Raw genomic sequence first — 20,932 nt, 5'->3', positions numbered from 1 at the left:
GCTCAGTCGAGGAGCGCTGCCACCTCGTGATCGGTGAGAGTGGTGGTGGGCACGCGGCCTTCCGAACGCACCAGTTCCACGGCCCGGAACAGGGGGCGTTCGGGAAGGGCCGCGCCGCGCGCTTCCGCACGTAGCTGCTCGATGAGCACCGACGCGATCGCGGCGGCCGGCACCAGTTCGCTCGTCGTCAGGGCGTCGGCCAACCTGCGGAGCCCGAGGATCTCGAGTTCACGACCGCCGTCGGCCGTGTAGAGGGCGAGCGGAATCGCGAGGCTCCCGTCGAGGTCCGTGATTCGGACGCTCACCTCGCTGACCCGAGCCGAACGGACTACCAGTTCCGCCGCGACCGCCCTCGTGACGTCGACGTGCCGGCTGCGCAGTCCCCCCGTCGACCGGATTCGCCCGGTCTGCAGGGTGATACGTCGCCGCAACGTGAGGAGAGCGGATGCGGCGGTCGGGACCGCGATCACGGCCCCGACCACCACACCGACCCACACGGGTCCGAAGAACCCGACGATGACGCCGACTACCAGACCGATCAGCACGGCGATCGCCGCGACCCGCTTGAGCCGCGGTGCGATCAACTCGATCGGAACGAGGTCGAGTGACACCGGTGCGGTGTCGTCACGCGCCAAGGATGGCTCCGACGCGTGCGACGACATCCGCCGACGAGACCGATTCCTGGTCTCCGGTGGCGAGATTCTTGATTCCCACCGTCCCGTCGGCGATGTCGCGGTCGCCGAGCACGAGCGCCAGCGCGGCGCCGGATCGGTCGGCGGCCTTCATCGCACCCTTCACCCCGCGGTTGCCGTACGCGAGATCGACTCGAATCCCCTGGGCGCGCAACTGCTGAGCGATCACCACCAGCTTCGCCTTCGCCTCCTCGCCCAGCGGAACGCCGAAGACCTCACAGCGCGCGGTCGAGCCTGCGGTCTTGCCCTCGGCAGCGAGCGCCAGGACGGTGCGATCGACGCCGAGCCCGAAACCGATGCCGGACAACGGCTGCCCGCCGAGTTGCTCCATCAGACCGTCGTACCGTCCGCCGCCACCGATACCCGACTGCGCACCGAGACCGTCGTGGACGAATTCGAACGTCGTCTTCGTGTAGTAGTCGAGGCCGCGGACCATCCGCGGGTTCACCACGTACGGCACACCCAGCGCGTCGAGGTGCGCGAGAACCTCGTCGAAGTGCGCCTTCGCCGTGTCCGAGAGGTGATCGAGCATGAGCGGTGCGTCCGCCGTCATCTCACGCACCTCTTTGCGCTTGTCGTCGAGCACGCGCAGCGGGTTGATCTCCGCCCGTCGACGCGTCTCCTCGTCGAGGGGAAGGGCGAACAGGAACTCCTGCAACCGTTCCCGGTACTGCGGCCGGCACGTGTCGTCACCGAGGGACGTGATCTCCAACCGGAACCCGTCGAGGCCGAGGCCGCGGAAACCGGCGTCGGCGACAGCGATGACCTCGGCGTCGAGAGCGGGGTCGTCGACTCCGATGGCCTCCACCCCGACCTGCTGCAGCTGGCGGTAACGACCGGCCTGCGGACGCTCGTAACGGAAGAACGGTCCGGCGTAGCTCAGCTTCACCGGCAACTGGCCGCGGTCCAGGCCGTGTTCGATCACGGCCCGCATAACGCCCGCCGTGCCCTCGGGCCGCAGGGTCACCGAACGGTCACCCCGGTCGGTGAACGTGTACATCTCCTTGCTGACGACGTCGGTGGACTCGCCGACGCCGCGGGCGAACAGCCCGGTGTCCTCGAAGATGGGAAGTTCGATGTGGCCGTACCCGGCCAGTCGCGCAGCGCGCGTGAGTCCGTCACGGACCGCGACGAACTCGGACGACTGCGGCGGGACGTAATCGGGGACGCCCTTGGGGGCGGAGAAGGTGCTGACTTTGCTCACTGTCGTTACTTTTCCTTATTTCGATCCCGAGAGTCCAACGAGAAACGGGTTCGACCCACGTTCGGCGCCGACGGTGCTCGACCCGCCGTGCCCGGGGAGAACCGCCGTGTCGTCGGCGAGGATCAGAAGCTTGTCGGCGATGGATTGCAGCAACTGTTCGTGGTTGCCGCCGGGCAGGTCGCTGCGACCGATCGACCCCTGGAACAGGGTGTCACCGGTGAGCGCGATCTCGACGGGCCCGTTCTCGGTGGCGACCCGGGTCCGGAAGACCACGGACCCCTGTGTGTGCCCCGGGGTGTGGTCGACGGCGAACGACATCCCGGCCTGCTCGATCACGTCGCCGTCGGCCAGCGCAATCACCTCGCCGGGCTCGACGAACGTCATGCCCTCGATGAACGGCTTCATCGTCGGGCCGATGCCGCGGCCGGGGTCCGACAGCATGTACCGGTCCTCGGGATGGATGTACGCGGGGATCCCGAACTTCTCGCAGACGTCGTAGGCGTTCCAGACGTGGTCGAGGTGACCGTGTGTCAGGAGCACCGCGGTCGGCGTGAGATTCGACTGGTCCAGGAACTCGAACAGCGGTTCGGCGGCGTCCTGTCCTGGGTCGACGACGATGCATTCCTGGGCATCGTCCTGCGCGAGGATGTAGCAGTTGGTCTGAAACATCCCGGCCGGGAATCCTGTGACGAGCACCTGTGAGGCTCCTGTTCGAGTGGACATTGCAGTCGCTACAGCCTAAGCCGCCGCCCCGCCAGGATGTTCTCAGGTTCGGATGGCAGACTCTGGAGGTCGTGTGCCGGGGGTAGTTCGCACCGACCAACTGCTATATCGACCGACTGCCAGACAGACCGATACGGGAGGACCACCGCAGTGCCGAGCAACGAGCAGCGCCGGGAAGCAGCCAAACGAAAGCTCGAGCGTCAGCTCGAACGCCGCGCCGACAGAGCACGCAAGCGTAAGCAGTTGACCATCGCCGGCTCGGTGCTCGGTGTCGTGCTCGTGGTGGCCGCGGGCGCCGTCGTCTTCGCCCTCACCAGCGGCGACGACGACTCGACGGAAGCGTCGGCGGCCGAGTCGGTGTCGGCGTCGCCGCAGTCGCCTGGCGTGATGCCGGCGGGGCGGTCCGAACCGCTGCCCGAGAAGGTGTCCTGCACGTACACACCCGACAATCAGCCGCCCGCGAAGCAGGTGAACCCGCCGCGCACCGACGACATCGACACCACACTCCAGGAAGTCAGCGTCAGCATGCAGACGACGCAGGGCAACATCGGCCTGGTCCTGGACAACGCCGACTCCCCGTGCACCGTCAACAACTTCCTGAGCCTGGCGAGCCAGAACTACTTCGACAACACCCCGTGCCACCGGCTCGTCACGTCCGAGGGACTGAAGGTCCTGCAGTGCGGTGACCCCACGGGCGCAGGCACCGGCGGCCCGGGCTACGGCTTCGCCAACGAATTCCCCACCGACCAGTACGAGGCGTCGGACCAGTCCCTGCAGGTGCCGGTGACGTACCCGCGCGGCACCATCGCGATGGCCAACAGCGGTCAGCCCGACAGCAACGGCAGCCAGTTCTTCCTCGTCTACGCCGATTCGCAGCTGCCCCCGCAGTACACCGCGTTCGGGAAGGTCGACGAGACGGGTCTGGCGACCATCGAGAAGGTGGCGGCGGCCGGTGACGACGGATCGATGCAGGCCGGCGGTGGCAAGCCCAACCTGCCGATCGACATCACGTCCGTCCGGATGGACTGAGGTCTCGTGTGAGGATGGACCGATGAAACGCACCTCGATCCTCGTCGCAGGCGTGAGCCTCGCGGTCCTCCTCGCCGGTTGTTCGGATTCGTCCGACTCCGGCGGCTCGTCGACCGGCACCTCGTCGAAGGCGGCCCCCACGAGCGCGGCGGAACAGTCGCTCGATCTGTCCAGGTTCGGCACGCTGCCCGCGGTCCCGCCGCCCGCCGGGGCCACCGTGGACTGCACGTACCCGGCAGGGCAGCCGGCTGCCAAGGACGTCACCCCGCCGCCCACGTCCGGTGTGTCCACCGAGGGCACCGTCCCGGTCGACCTCCAGACGAGCGCGGGACCGATCGGCCTCGTCCTCGACCGCGCCGAGGCCCCGTGCACGGTCAACAGCTTCACGAGCCTGGCCCAGCAGGGCTACTTCGACGACACACCCTGCCACCGGCTGACGACGGAGCTGGGACTGCAGGTCCTGCAGTGCGGCGATCCCAGCGGGAAGGGCACCGGCGGACCGGGCTACGGCTTCACCACCGAGTACCCGGAGACGGCGTTCGCGCCGAACGATCCGGCACTCGCGAATCCGGTGGTCTACCCCCGCGGCACGGTCGCGATGGCGAACAGCGGGACACCCGGCAGCAACGGCAGCCAGTTCTTCCTCGTCTACGCCGACTCGGTGCTGCCGCCCAACTACTCCGTGTTCGGGTCGATCTCCGACGAGGGTCTCGCGACCGTCGAGAAGATCGCGGCGGACGGCGACGACGGATCCATGTCCGCAGGCGGCGGCAAGCCCAACACCCCGGTCCAGATCGAGACCGCGAAGGTCGGCTGATCCACTCCCCCGGGCTACACGAACTCCCCCGGCTACACGAACGGGACGGTCGTTCGATCAGATCGAACGACCGTCCCGTTCGTCGTTGCTACGCGGCGGACGTCACCCGGTACACGTCGTACACGCCCTCGACGTTGCGGACCACGTTCAGCACGTGCCCGAGGTGCTTCGGGTCGCCCATCTCGAACGTGAACTTACTGATCGCCACCCGGTCGCCGGACGTCGTCACGGACGCCGACAGGATGTTGACCTTCTCGTCGGCGAGCGCTTTCGTCACGTCCGACAGCAGCCGGTGCCGATCGAGCGCCTCGATCTGGATGGCCACCAGGAACACCGACGACGGCGACGGCGCCCACTTGACCTCGATGATGCGCTCGGACTGCTCCTGCAGGGAGCCCGCGTTGGTGCAGTCGGTGCGGTGGACGCTGACCGCGCCGCCCCGGGTCACGAAGCCCATGATCTCGTCGCCGGGAACGGGCGTGCAGCACTTGGCCAGCTTGGCGACCGTGCCCTCCGCACCGGGAACCAGCACGCCCGCGTCGCCGGTGCTCCGCGGCCGCATCGGCATCGTGGACGGAGTCGACCGTTCGGCCAGCTCCTCCTCGACGTCGCCGACACCACCCAGATGGGCCACCAGACGCTGGACGACGTGCTGCGCCGACACATGGCTCTCACCGACAGCCGTGTACAGCATCGAGACGTCGGTGTAATGCAGTTCGTGCGCGATGGACGCCATCGATTCGGCGTTCATCAGGCGCTGCAGCGGCAGGCCGACCCGCCGCACCTCCTTCGCGATGGCGTCCTTGCCCGCCTCGAGCGCCTCCTCACGGCGTTCCTTGGCGAACCACTGCCTGATCTTCGTCTTGGCGCGCGGGGAAACGACGAACGTCTGCCAGTCGCGGCTCGGGCCTGCGTTGACGGCCTTGGAGGTGAAGACCTCCACCACCTCACCGTTGTCGAGCTTGCGCTCGAGCGCCACCAGCCTGCCGTTCACCCGGGCACCGATACACCGGTGCCCGACCTCCGTGTGCACCGCGTACGCGAAGTCGACGGGCGTCGACCCGGCGGGCAGCGTCACCACGTCGCCCTTGGGTGTGAAGACGAAGATCTCCTTGACCGCGAGGTCGTAGCGGAGCGACTCCAGGAACTCCCCCGGATCGGCGGCCTCACGCTGCCAGTCGAGGAGCTGACGCATCCACGCCATGTCGTCGACCTCGGCGACGTCGCCGGAGTGCCTGCCCTTGGTCTCCTTGTACCGCCAGTGCGCGGCGATACCGAACTCGGCGGTCCGGTGCATGTCGTGGGTGCGGATCTGCACCTCGAGGGGTTTGCCCTCGGGTCCGACCACGGTGGTGTGCAGCGACTGGTAGACGCCGTAGCGCGGCTGCGCGATGTAGTCCTTGAACCGGCCCGCCATCGGCTGCCACAGCGAGTGGACGACGCCGACGGCCGCGTAGCAGTCGCGGACCTCGTCGCACAGGATCCGCACGCCGACCAGGTCGTGGATGTCGTCGAAGTCGCGGCCCTTGACGATCATCTTCTGGTAGATCGACCAGTAGTGCTTGGGCCTGCCCTCGACGACGGCGTTGATGCGCGACGCCGTCAGGGTCGCGTTGATTTCGGCACGCACCTTCGCGAGGTAGGTGTCGCGGGACGGCGCCCGGTCGGCGACGAGCCGCACGATCTCGTCGTACTTCTTGGGATGCAGGATTGCGAACGACAGGTCCTCGAGTTCCCACTTCACGGTCGCCATTCCCAGCCGGTGGGCCAGGGGCGCGATCACCTCGAGGGTTTCGCGGGCCTTGCGGGCCTGCTTCTCGGGCGGCAGGAACCGCATGGTCCGCATGTTGTGGAGCCGGTCGGCCACCTTGATCACCAGCACGCGGGGATCGCGGGCCATCGCGATGATCATCTTGCGGATGGTCTCGCCCTCGGCGGCGTTGCCGAGCACCACCTTGTCGAGTTTGGTGACGCCGTCGACGAGGTGGGCGACCTCTTCGCCGAAATCGTCGGTCAACTGCTCGAGGGAGTACCCGGTGTCTTCGACGGTGTCGTGGAGCAGGGCCGCGACCAGCGTGGTCGTGTCCATTCCCAGTTCGGCGAGGATGCTGGCGACGGCGAGCGGATGCGTGATGTACGGGTCGCCCGACTTGCGGCGCTGGCTCGCGTGCCGCTCCTCCGCGACGTCGTAGGCGCGCTGCAGCAGCGCCAGGTCCGCCTTGGGATAGAGCTCGCGATGCAGGCTGACGAGGGGTTCGAGAACCGGCCGGATGGTCGTGTTCCGCTGACCCGTGATGCGGCGGGCGAGTCGCGCTCGTACCCGGCGCGATGCGGACGCCGGAACGGCGAATCCCTGTGCTCCACGGTTGTTACCGGAAGCCGGGTTCGCTGCAGGTGACTCGGCATCGGATTGCGCAGACGAGGTTGATCCCGTGTTCTGCGACCGATCAAGATTCGAAGTCATGCCGTCACCTCCTACCACTGAAATGGCTCGGGCCGTGCGGCCCTGGTTGGTCTCGGGCATGCGCCCCGGTGGCCGCGACGACCACCAGGCACAACTTTAGTACTCAGACCGTGACGAGGGACGTGAGCGGGTACTTTCCGAGCCGCTCCCGGCCGCCCACCGCGGCGATCTCCAGGACCACGGCGACACCGATCACCCGGGCACCTGCGGATTCCACCAATCGCGCCGTGGCGTCGAGGGTTCCGCCGGTGGCCAGGACGTCGTCGACGACAAGCACGGAGCGCCCGTCCAGACCGATCGATCCGGCCGGAATTTCCAGCGTGGCCGATCCGTATTCGAGGGTGTACGACTGCGACAGCACCGGCGGCGGCAGTTTGCCCGACTTTCGCACGGCCACCACACCGGAGCCCAGTTCCCGGGCGACACCGCCGCCGAGGAGGAATCCCCGCGCGTCGACGGCGGCGATCACGTCCGCCTCCGGGGCGCAGGCGGCGAGCGCGTCGACGACGACACGGAAACCGTCCGCGTCGGAGAAGACCGGCGTCAGGTCGGCGAACCGCACACCGGGTTGCGGAAAGTCGTCGGCCCACCGGGTGAGCCGGGTGACGGCCTCACGGGCCGGAGAATGGTCGATCACCTGCGCAGAACCCACCTGTCCATGTTCCAGCCGGCGCCCGAGCGCGTCGGATTGACTGCTCCCGCCTGCAAACCTGCTGCGAATGCGACGGTCCGCGGCTGGTCGAACAGCGGCACCGTGGGCACGTCCGACCACAGGATGCTCTCCGCCTCCGTCGACAACGACAGCTGGGTCGCGGTCGAACTGTCGACCGCGAGTTGATCGACGATCTGGTCGACGCGGCCGTTGCTGTAGTCCCCGAAGTTCGATCGGATTCCGCTGCGGAGGGCGAACATCGCGGTGGTGGCCGCCGCGGTGCCCGCGGCGCCGGGAGCCGACGCCGTGCCCGCGAGGACCACGTCCACCTGCCCGTCGCGCAGCATGGACGGCGTGAACTCGGGCGAGGCGACATCCTGCACGGTGATACCGGCCGGGGCACACGCCGCCGCCACGGCGGCCACGATCTCGGCGCGGCGCGGATTCGGACCGAGATATCCGACACGAACGGTCGCCGACGTGTTGCCGGTGTCGGCCAGTGCGTCCGTCGCCGCCGCCGTGTCCGCCGTCTCGTACCGTCCACCGACGGCACCGGCCACCGACTGGTGAACGAGACTGTCGGGGGCCGTGACCCGCGTGTCGACCGGGCCCTCGGGCGCGGATCCGGCCGCGTCCGACTCCGTGGCGATCCCGAACTTCGACGCCAGTTCCTCCCGCGGCAGGCACGCCGCGAACGCCCGCCGTCCGGCTGCGTTCTCGAACAGGCCCGAGGTGGACAGGACGAACTGCTCGACGCTGCGCGACGGCACCTCCGTCACGTCGAACCCGCCGAGGTCCAGATCGGGCGCCGATCCGGCGGCGACGTCGACGACCTCGACCGAACCGTCACCGATCCGCGCGCTCACGTCGGAAGATTTGGGCCACACCACGATCCGGGACGTGGCCGGACGGTTCCCCCACCAGCGATCGTTGGCCACCAGCACGAGGCCCTCGTCCTCGGAGAACGATTCGACCTTGTAGGGGCCGGACGCGGGGAACTTGGCGAGGTCGAGGTCACCGGGTGCCATCGTCCATCCGTCGTTCCAGAAGCCCGCAACGCGCGTGAGCGCATCCGCGTCCGAATTCTGCACGGCGGCCACGACGTCGGGCACGCCGGCAGCGCTGGCGACCACGTGCGCCGGCATCATCGACGTCGCGCCGAACAGCGACTTCCAGTCGGTGAAATTCCGTCCCGCCTTGAACGTGACCACGGCATCCTTCGCGCCCGTCTGGCAGTCGATCCGGTCGATGTCCGAGTAGCCGGCCGTGCTCGCCGCATCGAACATCGGGAAACGGCCACTGTTCGCCGCCCACGTCAGCACCAGATCGTCGCACGACATCGGCACGCCGTCGGAGTAGACGGAGTTGGGATTGAGCTTGTACTGGATCGTCAGGGCGTCCCCTGGCATCGCGTTGGCGGTGCCGATGTCCGTGTCGGACACCGGTCCGCCTTCCGGCCCCGTGTAGTTGAACCCGGGCAGCACCCGCGCGAACGCCTGACGCGCCCCCGACACCGCACCCGCGACGCTGTTGGCGTTGTAGGTGGTGACGGTGTTGTCGATGGCGTAGCCGATCGACGGGATCTGCTCACCCTCCTCGGAACATCCGACGAGCGTGCCGGCGAGGACCACGGTCGTCAGGATGCCGGCACCCGACACGGCCGTGATCCGGCCGAATCGGGTGCGCGCACCGCGTCGGGTGCTGTGCGATGCGGGCATGTCAGTGCCTCTTCTTGTTGCGCTTCCCGGTGGGACGTGAGCCCGGAGTGGGTGCGGTCGCCGCCGACCGACGGCGCGGGACGGCGGCGTCCGTCGTGGACGCTGCGACCTCGGCAGCCGGGGTGCCGGCCTTCTGCGCACCGCCCTGTGCCAGGGTCGCTCGCCGAGCGAGGACCTTGCGCGTGTGCGCGGCCACCGGACCCCACCGCTCCTTCAGCGTCACGAGCAGGGGTGTCGCGAAGAAGATCGACGAGTAGGCGCCGACGATGATGCCGACGAGCTGCACAAGCGCCAGGTCCTTCAGCGTTCCGACACCGAGCATCCAGACGGCGACCACCATCAGCGCGAGCACCGGCAACACGCTGATCAGGGTGGTGTTGATGGACCGCATCAGGGTCTGGTTGATCGCCAGGTTCGCCTGCTCGGCGTAGGTGCGACGGGTCAGGTGCAGAATCCCGCGCGTGTTCTCCTCGACCTTGTCGAACACCACCACCGAGTCGTAGAGCGAGAAACCGAGAATCGTCAGCAGTCCGATGACGGTCGCCGGGGTTACCTCGAAGCCGACCAGCGAATACACACCGGCGGTGACGGCGATGTCGAAGAACAGCGCGACGATCGCCGCGATCGCCATGTCGCGCTCGAACCGGACGCCGATGTACACGCTCACGATCACCAGGAACACAAGCAGCGCGATCAGCGCCTTCTGGGTGATCTGCCCGCCCCACGTCTCGCTGACGTCGGCCACGCTGATCACGTTTTTGCTGACGTTGCCGTCACTGTCCTTCGGCTGGAACTCGTCGTACAACGCGTCCTGCAGCGTCACCACCTGCGCCGCGTCGAGTGCCTCGGAGCGGATCTGCACGGTCGCGCTCGAACCCGAGCCCACCGTCTGCACCGAGACGGGGTCCATGCCCAGTGCCTGGGAGTAGACGTCCTCCACCTGCGAGGTCTCCACCCCGCCGCCGGCGGGGAACTGGATCCGCGATCCACCCTCGAAGTCGATGCCGAGGGTGAACCCGCGGACGAGGATGCTCAGCAACGAGATCAGCACGATCGTGCCGGTCAGGATGTAATAGAAGCGGCGGCGCCCGATGATCTCGAAGGCGCCGGTTCCGGTGTACAGGCGGGACAGCAGGCTGTGCTGGGGCATCGACGCCTGGTTGACGCCCGAATCGGACAGCGAAGACTCGGGGTCCGCCTGCGACGCAGACTGGGACTTGGTCGATTCGCTCATACTCGTGACTCCTTCGCCGACGCTGCGGCAGCCTTGCGTTCCTTGGCGATCTGCTGCACGGCACCCAGCCCGTTGACACCGGGCTTCGACCAGAACGGCGACTTCGAGGCCAGGTGGACCAGCGGCCACGTCACCAGGAACACCACGACGACATCGAGGATGGTGGTCAGGCCGAGGGTGAATGCGAACCCACGCACCTGGCCGACCGCGAGGATGTACAGCACCGCCGCGGCGATGAAGCTGACCGCGTTACCGGACAGGATGGTCCGGCGCGCACGGGCCCAGCCGCGCGGAACCGCGGACCGGAAACTGCGTCCCTCTCTCATCTCGTCCTTGATTCTCTCGAAGAACACCACGAACGAGTCGGCGGTCATACCGATACCGATGATCAGACCGGCGATGCCCGCGAGGTCGAGGGTGAAATTGATGTACCGGCCGAGCAGCACCATGATCGCGTAGACCATCACCCCGGACAGCACCAGCGACAGCGCCGTGAGCACTCCGAGCATGCGGTAGTAGAGCAGGCAGTAGAGCAGCACCAGGACCAGACCCACCAGACCGGCGATGAGACCGGCCTGCAGCGAGGCGAGACCCAGCGTCGCCGACACGGTCTCCGCCTCCGACGCCGCGAACGAGAGCGGCAGCGAGCCGTATTTCAGGGTGTTCGCCAGTTCCTTCGCGCTGTCCGCGGTGAACGAGCCGGTGATCGATGTCGAGCTGCCTGCCGGCGTCGCACCCTGCACGACCGGTGCGCTCACCACCTTGGAGTCGAGCGTGAACGCGGCCTGCTTGCCGATGTTCTGCGACGTGAATGTGGCCCAGGTGTTGCTGCCCTCGGACTTGAACGTCAGGCTCACTTCGTGCCGCGACTGCTGGGAGTTGTAGCCGGACGTCGCGTCGGCGATCTCCTGTCCGTCGATGATCGCCGGTTCGAGGAGGTACACGGCCTGACCGTCGGTGGAGCACGCGACGAGCGGCAGGGCCGGGTCGTCGTTGCCGCGCAGCGGGTCGGGCACCCCGCAGTCGAGCGTCGCCATCGCCTGCTGCTGCACGGCCGGGTCGGTGCTCTGACGCGTGGCCCGCGCTGCCGCGATCTCGTCGGCCGCCTCACCGGTCTCGGTGCCGGATGCGTCGGCGGGCGCCGGCTCCGCCGTCGGGGCCGGCTCGGGAGAGGTGGACGGATCCTGAGCCGGGAACGGCCGGTTCTGGGGCGCGGGAGTCTGGGCCGGCGTCTCACCGGCGGCGGGTGCCTGCGTGCCGGCAGCGGCCGCCGCCTGGGACGTCTGGACGGGACGGACGTACAACCGCGCCGTCTGGCCGAGCGAACGCGCCTGTGCGCTGTCGGCGCCGGGGACGGTGATCACGAGGTTGTCGCCGTCGATGACCACCTCGGAGCCGGACACGCCGAGTCCGTTCACACGGGTCTCGATGATCTCCTGGGCCTGCCGCAGGCTGTCCGGCGTCGGCTTGCTGCCGTCCGGGGTGCGTGCGGTGAGGGTGACTCGGGTCCCACCTTGCAGGTCGATGCCCAGCTTGGGTGTCGCGGACTTGTCGCCGGTGAAGAACACCAGGGCATACAGAACCGCCACGAGCACCGCGAAAACGGTGAGGTAGCGGACGGGATGCACCGATCCTGTGGAAGGTGCCACGATCTCTATGTCTCCTCAGTACGTGCAGTTCGGGTGGGAACGTTCACAGCACACCGGACCGGCAGACGCAGGGCTGTGCCCCGGTTGCCGCGCCCGCGGCGCCTGCGACGCGACGGCTGCGCGGTTACGCCGCGGAAGCGTCGATCAATCCTTGTTCAGCCGCGGCGTGGTGTCGCCGCCGTTCTCACGATCCTCGCGCACGATGTCGGTGGCGGGGGCCTCGGCGTCGATCGACTCGTGGTCGATGGAACCGTCACCCTGCAGCGGGGCGTCGACGATCTGCTCGCGAATGACGAGACGCGACCACGTGGTGACCACGCCGGGAGCGATCTCGAGCTCGATCGTCTCGTCGCCGAGTGCGACGACGGTGCCGTGCAGACCGGCTGTCGTGAGGATGCGGTCGCCGACCGAGAGCGAGTCCTGCAGAGCGGTCACCTTGGCCGCCTCCTTCTTCTGTCGGCGGATCCCCAGGAACATGGGGACGAGCAGCGCCAGAATCAGGAGCGGGAAGAGAAAATCCATCTGTAAGTCAACCTCGAGGTATGTCGCACGGTCCGAAGCACTGGTCCCGGTTGGACCGATGCAATACACCAGTGTGCCATCACCGGCCCGGACACCGTTTCGGTCGGCACGAGGCGGGCGTTTCTCCGGGGGTAGATCAGGGGCCTTGCGGATCGAACAGGGAGGCCTGCGGCTCGTTGACGCGGACCTCGATTCCGCCGGTCACAGCGTCGGGCGGCGGGGTGAGGCCCAGTTGCGTCCACGCGGCGGCCGTGGCGACACGGCCGCGGGGTGTCCGGGCGATCATTCCGGCGCGGACGAGGAAGGGCTCACAGACCTCCTCGACGGTGGCGGGCTCCTCACCCACCGCGACGGCCAGGGTGGACACCCCGACGGGGCCGCCGCCGAAGCTGCGCACGAGGGCACTGAGAACGGACCGGTCGAGGCGGTCGAGACCCAGCTGGTCGACGTCGTAGACGGCGAGGGCCGCGTGGGCGATCTCGCGGGTGACGACGCCGTCCGCCCGGACCTCGGCGTAATCGCGGACACGGCGGAGGAGACGGTTCGCGATGCGGGGGGTGCCCCGGGACCGGCTCGCGATCTCGGCGCCCGCATCCTCGCCGATTTGCACCCCGAGAATGCCTGCCGATCGCATGAGGATCTGCTGCAGTTCCGCGGGTTCGTAGAAGTCCATGTGGGCGGTGAACCCGAACCGGTCGCGCAGCGGCCCGGTGAGCGCCCCCGAGCGGGTAGTGGCCCCGACCAGGGTGAACGGCGCGACCTCGAGGGGAATGGACGTGGCGCCGGGGCCCTTGCCGACCACGACGTCGACCCGGAAGTCCTCCATCGCGAGGTAGAGCATCTCTTCGGCCGGCCGGGCGATGCGGTGGATCTCGTCGATGAACAGCACGTCGCCTTCGACGAGATTGCTCAGCATGGCGGCTAGGTCGCCGGCCCGTTCCAGCGCCGGACCCGAGGTCAGCCTCAGCGAGGAGCCCAGTTCGGCGGCGATGATCATCGCCATGCTGGTCTTCCCCAGCCCGGGCGGACCCGAGAGAAGGATGTGGTCGGGGGTGCCGCCGCGCATCTTGGCGCCGGTCAGGACGAGCTGCAACTGCTCCCGGACCCGCGGTTGCCCGATGAAGTCGTGGAGGTTCTTCGGCCGCAGGCTGGCCTCGATGTCGCCGTCGCCGGCGACGAGATCGGCCGAGACCGGGGACTCCTCGTCGTACTCGCCGCCGGGTTCGGGATTCATCTGGTCTTCCCCAGCAGGGAGAGGGCGGAGCGCAGCGCAGACGAGGTGGTCGACTCGGGCGCCTCGGCGAGGACGGAGTCGGTGGCCTGTTCGGCCTGCTTGGCCGGGAATCCGAGCCCGACGAGGGCTTCGACGATCTGGTCGCGGACCGATCCGCCGCCGCCCGTACCGAGCGGCACCGCCCCGGACGTGGACGCGACGGCGTCGACCTTGTCGCGCAGTTCGACGACCATCCGCTCCGCGCCGCGCTTGCCGATGCCCGGCACCCGCGTGAGTGCCGTGACGTTGCCCTCGGCCAGTGCCGCCCGCAACGCGTCGGGTTCGAGGACGGCGAGGGTCGCCATCGCCAGGCGCGGACCGACGCCCGACACCGTCTGGAGCAGCCCGAACAACTCTTTGGACTCCGAATCGGGGAACCCGTACAGCGTCATCGAGTCCTCGCGGACGATCATCGCCGTGACCAGCCGGGCCTCGGTTCCCCGCTGCAGTCCGCCGAGGGTGGCCGGCGTCGCGTTCACGCGGTAGCCCAATCCCGCGGATTCGATCACCGCATGGTCGAGGGCGATCTCGAGCACCTCGCCGCGGACGGACGCGATCATCGTGTACCTGCCTTCTTCACTTCGGCCAGTCGGGCCTGGTAGCGACGTTTGTGTTCGGCGGCCGCGGCTTCGGCGCGGGCCATGCGTTCGATCATCGGCGCCCGCCAGCAATGGCAGATCGCCAGTGCCAGCGCGTCCGCCGCGTCGGCCGGTTTGGGTGCGGCCGCCAGTTTGAGGATGCGCGTCACCATCGCCGTCACCTGAGCCTTGTCTGCCGAGCCACTCCCGGTGACGGCGGCCTTGACCTCACTGGGGGTATGGAAACACACGGGGATGCCGCGGCGCGCGGCGGCGAGGGCGACGACCCCACCCGCCTGCGCGGTGCCCATCGCGGTGCGCACGTTGTGCTGGGAGAACACCCGCTCGATCGCCACGACGTCGGGCCTGTGCAGATCGATCCACGATTCGGCTGCCTCGGAGATCCGCAGCAGCCTCGACGACAACTCGAGGTCTGCCGGGGTTCGGACCACGTCGACGGCGACCGGGGTGACGGTGCGGCCGCCGCCGCCGTCCACCACTCCGAATCCGCAGCGGGTCAGACCGGGATCCACACCCAGCACACGCACGCAAAGCCACCTCTCCCACGCCGAACAGCTGTTCGATAGCTTAGCCGTGGGGTCGGACGAGTCGGCGCATCAACACGCAGGACGAGGCGGGGCGGGCGAGCACCGCTCCCCCGCCCCGCGCCGTGCGTCGGGCGATCAGTCGTCGAGCTCCGCGAGCACCTCGTCGGACAGGTCGACGTTGGTGTAGACGTTCTGGACGTCGTCGGACTCCTCGAGTGCGTCGACGAGCTTGAACACCTTGCGTGCTCCGTCGGCATCGACCGGGACCTCGACGGACGCGCGGAAGTCGGCCTCGGCGGAGTCGTAGTCGATTCCCGCCTCCTGCAGTGCGCTGCGGACGGCGACGAGGTCGGTGGGTTCGCTCACGATCTCGAATGTGTCGCCGAGGTCGGTGACCTCTTCGGCACCCGCATCGAGGACCGCCATCAGCACGTCGTCCTCGGACTGGTCACCCTTCTCCAGGGTGACGACGCCCTTGCGCGTGAACAGGTAGGACACGGAGCCCGGGTCGGCCATGTTGCCGCCGTTGCGGGTCATCGCGGTACGCACTTCACCGGCCGCGCGGTTGCGGTTGTCGGTCAGGCACTCGATGAGGACGGCGACCCCGTTGGGTCCATAGCCCTCGTACATGATGGTCTGCCAGTCGGCGCCGCCCGCTTCTTCACCGGCGCCGCGCTTGCGGGCCCGCTCGATGTTGTCGTTGGGGACCGACGTCTTCTTGGCCTTCTGGATCGCGTCGTACAGGGTGGGATTTCCCGCAGGATCGCCACCGCCGGTACGGGCCGCCACCTCGATGTTCTTGATCAGCTTCGCGAAGGCCTTGCCACGCTTGGCATCGATCACAGCCTTCTTGTGCTTGGTGGTGGCCCATTTGGAGTGGCCGCTCATGCGATTCAAGCCCCTTTCCTGCTGCCTTTGGCACGCCGAATGCGCGGTTTCAGCTCTGACGATGTTACCTGCAGCCCGGCCGCCCCTGCGCGTTCCCGGGGTAACAACTCGCATAAGTCACCATTGTTTGCATAGAATGCAAACATGTTGATGCGGGTCGACCACAGCTCCACCACCTCGCTGGGTGAACAGATCGCCGCAAATGTGCGCGGCGCGTTCCTGCGCGGCGAGATCGGCGCGGGCGATCGGCTCCCCTCCGCCCGGGCGCTGGCCGAGTCCATCGACGTCAACCTCCACACCGTGCTGCGCGCGTACGCCGCGCTGCGCGACGAGGGCCTGATCGACCTCCGCCGGGGCCGGGGCGCGGTCATCCGCACCGACACTGACCCGGTACACACCGGATTGACCGAAGCCGCACGCGCTTTCGTGTCCGAGGCACGACGCCTCGGACTCGACACCGAACAGATGCTCGACGTGATCAAGGAGACCACCAGACAATGACGACCTCCCGCACGCGCCTCCTCGCCGCGACCTCGGCCGTACCCCTCCTCGCACTCGTCTTCGCGAGACTCGCCTGGAGCGGCGAACTGCCGCCGGTGGTGGCCAGCCACTGGTCCGGCACCGAACCCGACCGATTCAGCGACACGACCACCTACTTCTGGATCGCTTTCGCCGTCTGCGCTGCCGCCACCGCGATCGCCGGCGTCGTGGCGGCACGGGCCCGCACCGACGCTGCGCTCTGGCTTCCCGCCACCGTTCTCACCGGGTGGACGGTGGCCACGGCCTGGATCGTCAGCGTCGCTGCCACCATCGCGGCAGGCTCGCCCGAAGCGGCAACCCTGGGCTGGTGGATCGTCGTCCCCCTCCTGGGAATCCTGTGGGCAATCGCCACGTTCGCCCTGCTCCCCCGGACGTCGCACTCCACGGAGAACGGGGCAGCGCCGACGCTGCCCGTCCCCCTGAGGCCCGGCGAGCGCGCAGCCTGGACCGGACATACCCGCGGGCGGTGGGCGAGTGTGCTCGCCATGGCCATGGCCGTGGCCGCCGTCGTCTCCGCGCTGGTGGGAGCACTCTGGCTCGCCGTCCTGTTCCTCGTCCTGGCGATCGCCGGCGGCGGCTTCGCCTCGGTGACCGTGCAGATCGACCGCACGGGACTGACTCTCTCGTCGTGGAACGTCCGCTGGCGGAAGCTCCCGCTCGACTCCATCGACGACGCCCGGGTCACCGAGATCCGCCCCGCAGAATGGGGTGGCTGGGGCTACCGCTTCACGCCGCGCGGGACCGCGGTCGTGATCCGCGCCGGCGAAGGGATCGTGCTGACCCGCACCGGCGACCGTCCGTTCGCGGTCACCGTCGACGGCGCCGCGCAGGGTGCAGCGCTCCTCAACTCACTCGTCGCACCCCGTCCCGCGAGCTAGACCCCGCGGACGATGTCGACGAACAACTCGTGCACCCGCCGGTCCCCCGTCACCTCCGGGTGGAACGACGTGGCCACCACGGAGCCCTGCCGGACGGCCACGATCCGTCCGGCGGCCGCGCCACCCGACTCGGGCACGCGGGCAAGAACCTGGACGTCGTCGCCGACGCGCTCCACCCACGGAGCCCGGATGAACACGGCCCGCATCGGGTCGCCGACGATGCCCTCGAAATCGAGGTCGGACTCGAAGGAGTCGACCTGACGACCGAAGGCGTTGCGGCGCACGGTCATGTCGATCGCACCGAGGTGCTGTGCGTCGGGCCTGGTGTCGAGGATCTCGCTCGCGAGGAGGATCATCCCGGCGCAGGACCCGTAGGCGGGCAACCCGTCGTGCAGGCGCGCCTTCAGCGGCTCGAGCAGTTCGAAGATCTGCAGCAGCTTGCTCATCGTCGTCGACTCGCCGCCCGGGATGACGAGGCCGTCGATCTTCTCGAGCTCCTCGGGGCGGCGGATTCCGACTGCGTCGGCACCCGAATCATTGAGTGCAGCAAGATGTTCACGGACGTCGCCCTGCAGGGCGAGTACTCCGACGAGGGGACGGGTCATGCCATGTTTCCTGTCTCGATGTCGCGCTTGTCCTGATCGCGCTGGATGCGGGTCAACCCCTCCTGTACGACGGCGGCGACCATGGTGCCGTTCCGGTCGAACATGCGGCCCTGGGTGAGGGCGCGGCCGAAGCCGGCGGAGGGTGAGGTCTGGTCGTAGAGCAGCCACTCGTCGGCGCGGAACGGGCGCATGAACCACATGGCGTGATCGAGCGACGCCGTCTGCGTGACCACTCCCGGGTGCGGGACCTTCGACGCGCCGAGGAGCGTCATGTCACTGAGGTAGGCGAGAGTGCAGATGTGGAAGACCTGATCGTCCGGCAGCTTGCTGCGGTACCGCATCCACACCCGTTGCTGCGCGGCGATTCCGGGAGACTTCCCGGTGGAGCCGGCCGGAACGATACGGACGTCCCATTCCTTCCACTCCCGGTAGAGATCGGTGGCGGCGAACTCCTCGAGGGTCTGTGCGTCGACGAGCGCTTCGGGCGCGGGGACGGACGGCATCGTGTCCTGATGCTCGATGCCCTCGTCCTCGGTGTGGAACGACGCCGACATGGTGAAGATCGCCTTGCCGTCCTGGATTCCGGTGACGCGCCGCGTGCAGAAGGACCGGCCGTCCCGGATCCGGTCGACCAGGTACACGGTGGGTTTCAGCGGATTTCCGGGGCGCAGAAAGTACCCGTGCAGGGAATGAACCTTGAATGCCTCGTCGACGGTCCGGACCGCGGAGACCAGCGACTGACCCGCGACCTGCCCACCGAAAGTCCTCGTCAGAACAGACGGATGAACCGCGCCACGGAAGATGTCCTTCTCCAGCGCTTCGAGTTCGAGAACATCCTCGATGCTCGCCATGAGCCCTCCTTCTGTGCCTGGTCAAGGTTATCCGCCCGGTTCGGGCTCGAGGCACGATGGGTGCCATGACGATGTTCACACCGACGAGCCCGGACGGTCTCGTCGCCCTCGTCTCCGAACGCTGCCTCGCCGTTCACGGCACCGCCGTCGTCGCGATCGACGCTGCCGACGGCGCGGACCCCCTGCCCCTCGCGGACGCGGTGTGCGTGTCGCTGCGGGAGCAGGGCCGCCCGTGTGACGTCGTGTCGCTCCACGGCTACGTCCGGCCCGCCTCCCTGCGGTTCGAGCACGGACGCGACGACGAACTCAGCTACCGCACCCTCTGGTTCGACTACGACGCCCTGAACCGGGAGGTGGTGCGGTCGGTCCGCACCGACCGCCGGTGGTTGCCGCGCCTGTGGGACGAGGACGAGGATCGCTCCGCCCGCTGCGCCCGCGTTCCCGCGGCCGACGGTCAGGTGCTTCTCGTCACCGGCCCGATGCTGCTCGGCCGGGACCTCGACTTCGACGTGACCGTGCAACTCCATCTGGGCGAAGGAGCCCTGCTGCGCCGCACCCCGGCCGATCAACGATGGACCGTGCCCGCCCTGCTGCGCCGTGCCGCCGACGTCACGGTCGAACCCGACCTGCTGGTGCGGTACGACCATCCGCCGAGGCCTGCGGTCCGTTCGAGCCGCTGAGCCCGCTCACGTCGTGCGCAGGAACCGGGTCAGTCCTTCCTGCACGACGGCAGCGACCAGGTTGCCCTTCCGGTCGAAGATCCGGCCCTGCGCGAGCGCCCGACCGAAACCGGCGGACGGCGACGTCTGGTCGTACAGCAGCCATTCGTCGGCCCGGAACGGCCGCAGGAACCACAGCGCGTGATCGAGTGAGGCACCGTTGATCTCGACACCTGGGTGCGGGGTCATGGCGGAACCGATCAGCGTCATGTCGCTCATGTAGGCCAGTGCGCAGACGTGGAAGACGGGGTCGTCGGGCAGCGTCTTGCGGGACCGGAACCACGCCTGTTGCTGGGCGGCCGCGCCGCGTCGGCGGTCGACCTCGCCGTGACCGACCATCCGGATGTCCCAGTCGGACCATTCCTGGGCGAGCCAGGCGATCTCCGGGTCGTCGGAGTCACTGGCGAACGGCAGCGTATCGGGCGGCGGGACCACGGGCATCTCGTCCTGGTGCTCGATGCCCTCGTCCTCGACCTGGAACGACGCCGACATCGTGAAAATGGCCTGACCGTCCTGGACGGCGCTGACCCGTCTGGTGACGAACGACCGACCGTCCCGGATGCGGTCCACGAGGTACACGATCGGCATCGTGGGGTTTCCGGGGCGGAGGAAGTACCCGTGCAGGGAATGCACCATGAAGCGGGGGTCGACCGTGCGGACCGCCGCCACCAGCGCCTGACCGGCCACCTGCCCACCGAACGTGCGGGGAAGCATGGTCTCGGTCGCTATGCCTCGGAAGATGTTCTCCTCGAGGCGTTCCACTTCCAGGATCTCTTCGATCGTCGCCATCCACGGCCCCTTCCGATGCTCGTCCGCTGACACTCTCACACGCGTCCCGCGCACCGCACCGCGCGAGGCCCGGGTCCGGGCCTCGCGCGGTGCGAACGGAAGCGGTGCGGCGCCGGGGGTGCCGCGATCGATCACAGATCGTTTGCGGGGATCACCAGCCGCGTTCGGCGAGCCGGTGCGGGACGGGGATGTCGTCGACGTTGATCCCGACCATCGCCTCACCCAGACCGCGGGACACCTTCGCCAGCACGTCCGGGTCGTCGAAGAACGTGGTCGCCTTCACGATCGCCGCGGCCCGCTCCGCCGGGTTACCGGACTTGAAGATCCCCGACCCGACGAACACACCCTCCGCACCGAGCTGCATCATCATCGCCGCATCCGCCGGGGTCGCGATGCCACCGGCGGTGAACATCGTGACCGGCAACTTCCCGGCCTTGGCGACCTCGACGACCAGATCGTACGGGGCCTGCAGCTCCTTCGCCGCCACATACAGCTCGTCCTCGCTCAGCGACGTCAACCGGCGGATCTCCCCACCGATCGTCCGCATGTGCGTGGTCGC

Annotated in this window: 21 protein-coding genes and 1 pseudogene; 5 read left to right on the top strand and 17 right to left on the bottom strand. The window is 68.4% G+C overall.

Annotation, left to right across the window (positions count from 1 at the left end):
* Positions 1-2: 2 nt before the first annotated feature.
* The 3 genes from ACFWAY_RS42100 to ACFWAY_RS42090 are packed head-to-tail and all read right to left on the bottom strand — an operon-like array spanning position 3 to position 2,592.
* Positions 3-662: a hypothetical protein gene (locus tag ACFWAY_RS42100; protein WP_378514674.1), complete on the bottom strand. Its 660-nt coding sequence runs from the start codon at positions 660-662 to the stop codon at positions 3-5.
* Entirely contained in the window at positions 625-1,896 is a 1,272-nt protein-coding gene (gene hisS / locus ACFWAY_RS42095; RefSeq protein WP_378514673.1) for a histidine--tRNA ligase, read from the bottom strand. Before hisS ends, ACFWAY_RS42100 begins: the two co-directional genes overlap by 38 nt.
* A 15-nt stretch (positions 1,897-1,911) precedes the next feature.
* Positions 1,912-2,592 (bottom strand): MBL fold metallo-hydrolase, encoded by a 681-nt coding sequence (locus ACFWAY_RS42090; protein WP_378514672.1) that lies wholly within the window; start codon positions 2,590-2,592, stop codon positions 1,912-1,914.
* Between the two features lie 177 nt (positions 2,593-2,769).
* On the opposite strand from ACFWAY_RS42090, the gene ACFWAY_RS42085 reads away from it, so the two are divergent.
* Complete coding sequence (locus ACFWAY_RS42085; RefSeq protein ID WP_378455103.1) at positions 2,770-3,648, top strand: peptidylprolyl isomerase; 879 nt, start codon at positions 2,770-2,772, stop codon at positions 3,646-3,648.
* A 22-nt stretch (positions 3,649-3,670) separates the two neighbouring features.
* The gene (locus ACFWAY_RS42080; protein ID WP_378514671.1) at positions 3,671-4,465 is read left to right on the top strand and encodes a peptidylprolyl isomerase; all 795 of its coding nucleotides are present in this window, start codon (positions 3,671-3,673) and stop codon (positions 4,463-4,465) included.
* An 88-nt stretch (positions 4,466-4,553) separates the two neighbouring features.
* Here the strand turns inward: ACFWAY_RS42080 and ACFWAY_RS42075 are convergent, their stop codons facing one another.
* From ACFWAY_RS42075 to ACFWAY_RS42030, 10 genes are all read right to left on the bottom strand, one after another.
* The gene (locus ACFWAY_RS42075; protein ID WP_378455105.1) at positions 4,554-6,929 is read right to left on the bottom strand and encodes a RelA/SpoT family protein; all 2,376 of its coding nucleotides are present in this window, start codon (positions 6,927-6,929) and stop codon (positions 4,554-4,556) included.
* 103 nt (positions 6,930-7,032) lie between these two features.
* A complete protein-coding gene (locus ACFWAY_RS42070) occupies positions 7,033-7,566 on the bottom strand; it encodes an adenine phosphoribosyltransferase (protein WP_378514685.1) in 534 nt (177 codons plus the stop codon).
* Positions 7,563-9,299 (bottom strand): ABC transporter substrate-binding protein, encoded by a 1,737-nt coding sequence (locus tag ACFWAY_RS42065; RefSeq protein WP_378514670.1) that lies wholly within the window; start codon positions 9,297-9,299, stop codon positions 7,563-7,565. The genes ACFWAY_RS42070 and ACFWAY_RS42065 overlap by 4 nt, the downstream gene beginning before the upstream one ends.
* Before the next feature lies 1 nt (position 9,300).
* Complete coding sequence (gene secF, locus ACFWAY_RS42060) at positions 9,301-10,533, bottom strand: protein translocase subunit SecF (RefSeq protein WP_378455107.1); 1,233 nt, start codon at positions 10,531-10,533, stop codon at positions 9,301-9,303.
* The gene (secD, locus tag ACFWAY_RS42055; protein WP_378514669.1) at positions 10,530-12,182 is read right to left on the bottom strand and encodes a protein translocase subunit SecD; all 1,653 of its coding nucleotides are present in this window, start codon (positions 12,180-12,182) and stop codon (positions 10,530-10,532) included. The genes secF and secD overlap by 4 nt, the downstream gene beginning before the upstream one ends.
* Before the next feature lie 144 nt (positions 12,183-12,326).
* On the bottom strand, positions 12,327-12,704 hold the full coding sequence (gene yajC, locus ACFWAY_RS42050) for a preprotein translocase subunit YajC (protein ID WP_378455109.1): 378 nt from the start codon (positions 12,702-12,704) through the stop codon (positions 12,327-12,329).
* 136 nt (positions 12,705-12,840) lie between these two features.
* The gene (gene ruvB, locus ACFWAY_RS42045; RefSeq protein WP_378455110.1) at positions 12,841-13,938 is read right to left on the bottom strand and encodes a Holliday junction branch migration DNA helicase RuvB; all 1,098 of its coding nucleotides are present in this window, start codon (positions 13,936-13,938) and stop codon (positions 12,841-12,843) included.
* A complete protein-coding gene (gene ruvA / locus ACFWAY_RS42040) occupies positions 13,935-14,537 on the bottom strand; it encodes a Holliday junction branch migration protein RuvA (RefSeq protein ID WP_378514668.1) in 603 nt (200 codons plus the stop codon). The genes ruvB and ruvA overlap by 4 nt, the downstream gene beginning before the upstream one ends.
* Complete coding sequence (ruvC, locus tag ACFWAY_RS42035) at positions 14,534-15,103, bottom strand: crossover junction endodeoxyribonuclease RuvC (RefSeq protein ID WP_378514667.1); 570 nt, start codon at positions 15,101-15,103, stop codon at positions 14,534-14,536. Before ruvC ends, ruvA begins: the two co-directional genes overlap by 4 nt.
* A gap of 135 nt (positions 15,104-15,238) precedes the next feature.
* Positions 15,239-15,991, bottom strand: a complete 753-nt coding sequence (locus tag ACFWAY_RS42030) for a YebC/PmpR family DNA-binding transcriptional regulator (RefSeq protein ID WP_011598635.1) — start codon at positions 15,989-15,991, stop codon at positions 15,239-15,241.
* A 144-nt stretch (positions 15,992-16,135) separates the two neighbouring features.
* On the opposite strand from ACFWAY_RS42030, the gene ACFWAY_RS42025 reads away from it, so the two are divergent.
* Together ACFWAY_RS42025 and ACFWAY_RS42020 are read left to right on the top strand one after the other, a co-directional pair.
* Positions 16,136-16,492, top strand: coding sequence for a GntR family transcriptional regulator (locus ACFWAY_RS42025; RefSeq protein ID WP_378455114.1), 357 nt, complete (start codon positions 16,136-16,138; stop codon positions 16,490-16,492).
* Entirely contained in the window at positions 16,489-17,409 is a 921-nt protein-coding gene (locus ACFWAY_RS42020) for a hypothetical protein (RefSeq protein ID WP_378514666.1), read from the top strand. The genes ACFWAY_RS42025 and ACFWAY_RS42020 overlap by 4 nt, the downstream gene beginning before the upstream one ends.
* Here the strand turns inward: ACFWAY_RS42020 and pdxT are convergent.
* Both pdxT and ACFWAY_RS42010 read right to left on the bottom strand, forming a co-directional pair.
* Entirely contained in the window at positions 17,406-18,014 is a 609-nt protein-coding gene (gene pdxT, locus ACFWAY_RS42015; RefSeq protein ID WP_317760938.1) for a pyridoxal 5'-phosphate synthase glutaminase subunit PdxT, read from the bottom strand. The genes ACFWAY_RS42020 and pdxT overlap by 4 nt on opposite strands.
* Positions 18,011-18,865: an acyl-CoA thioesterase gene (locus tag ACFWAY_RS42010; RefSeq protein ID WP_378455116.1), complete on the bottom strand. Its 855-nt coding sequence runs from the start codon at positions 18,863-18,865 to the stop codon at positions 18,011-18,013. The genes pdxT and ACFWAY_RS42010 overlap by 4 nt, the downstream gene beginning before the upstream one ends.
* Before the next feature lie 56 nt (positions 18,866-18,921).
* On the opposite strand from ACFWAY_RS42010, the gene ACFWAY_RS42005 reads away from it, so the two are divergent.
* Positions 18,922-19,545 (top strand): hypothetical protein, encoded by a 624-nt coding sequence (locus ACFWAY_RS42005; protein ID WP_378514665.1) that lies wholly within the window; start codon positions 18,922-18,924, stop codon positions 19,543-19,545.
* A 6-nt stretch (positions 19,546-19,551) separates the two neighbouring features.
* Here ACFWAY_RS42005 and ACFWAY_RS42000 read toward each other — a convergent pair whose 3' ends face one another.
* Entirely contained in the window at positions 19,552-20,373 is an 822-nt protein-coding gene (locus ACFWAY_RS42000) for an acyl-CoA thioesterase II (RefSeq protein WP_009480128.1), read from the bottom strand.
* A 151-nt stretch (positions 20,374-20,524) separates the two neighbouring features.
* Positions 20,525-20,932, bottom strand: a pseudogene (locus ACFWAY_RS41995) (pyridoxal 5'-phosphate synthase lyase subunit PdxS); the annotation flags it as partial.

It is taken from the genome of Rhodococcus sp. NPDC059968 (assembly GCF_042738615.1).
Taxonomy (GTDB): Bacteria; Actinomycetota; Actinomycetes; order Mycobacteriales; family Mycobacteriaceae; genus Rhodococcus_F.
The sequence above is the reverse complement of the archived record's forward strand: the minus strand, read 5'-3'. Positions and strand labels throughout refer to the sequence as shown.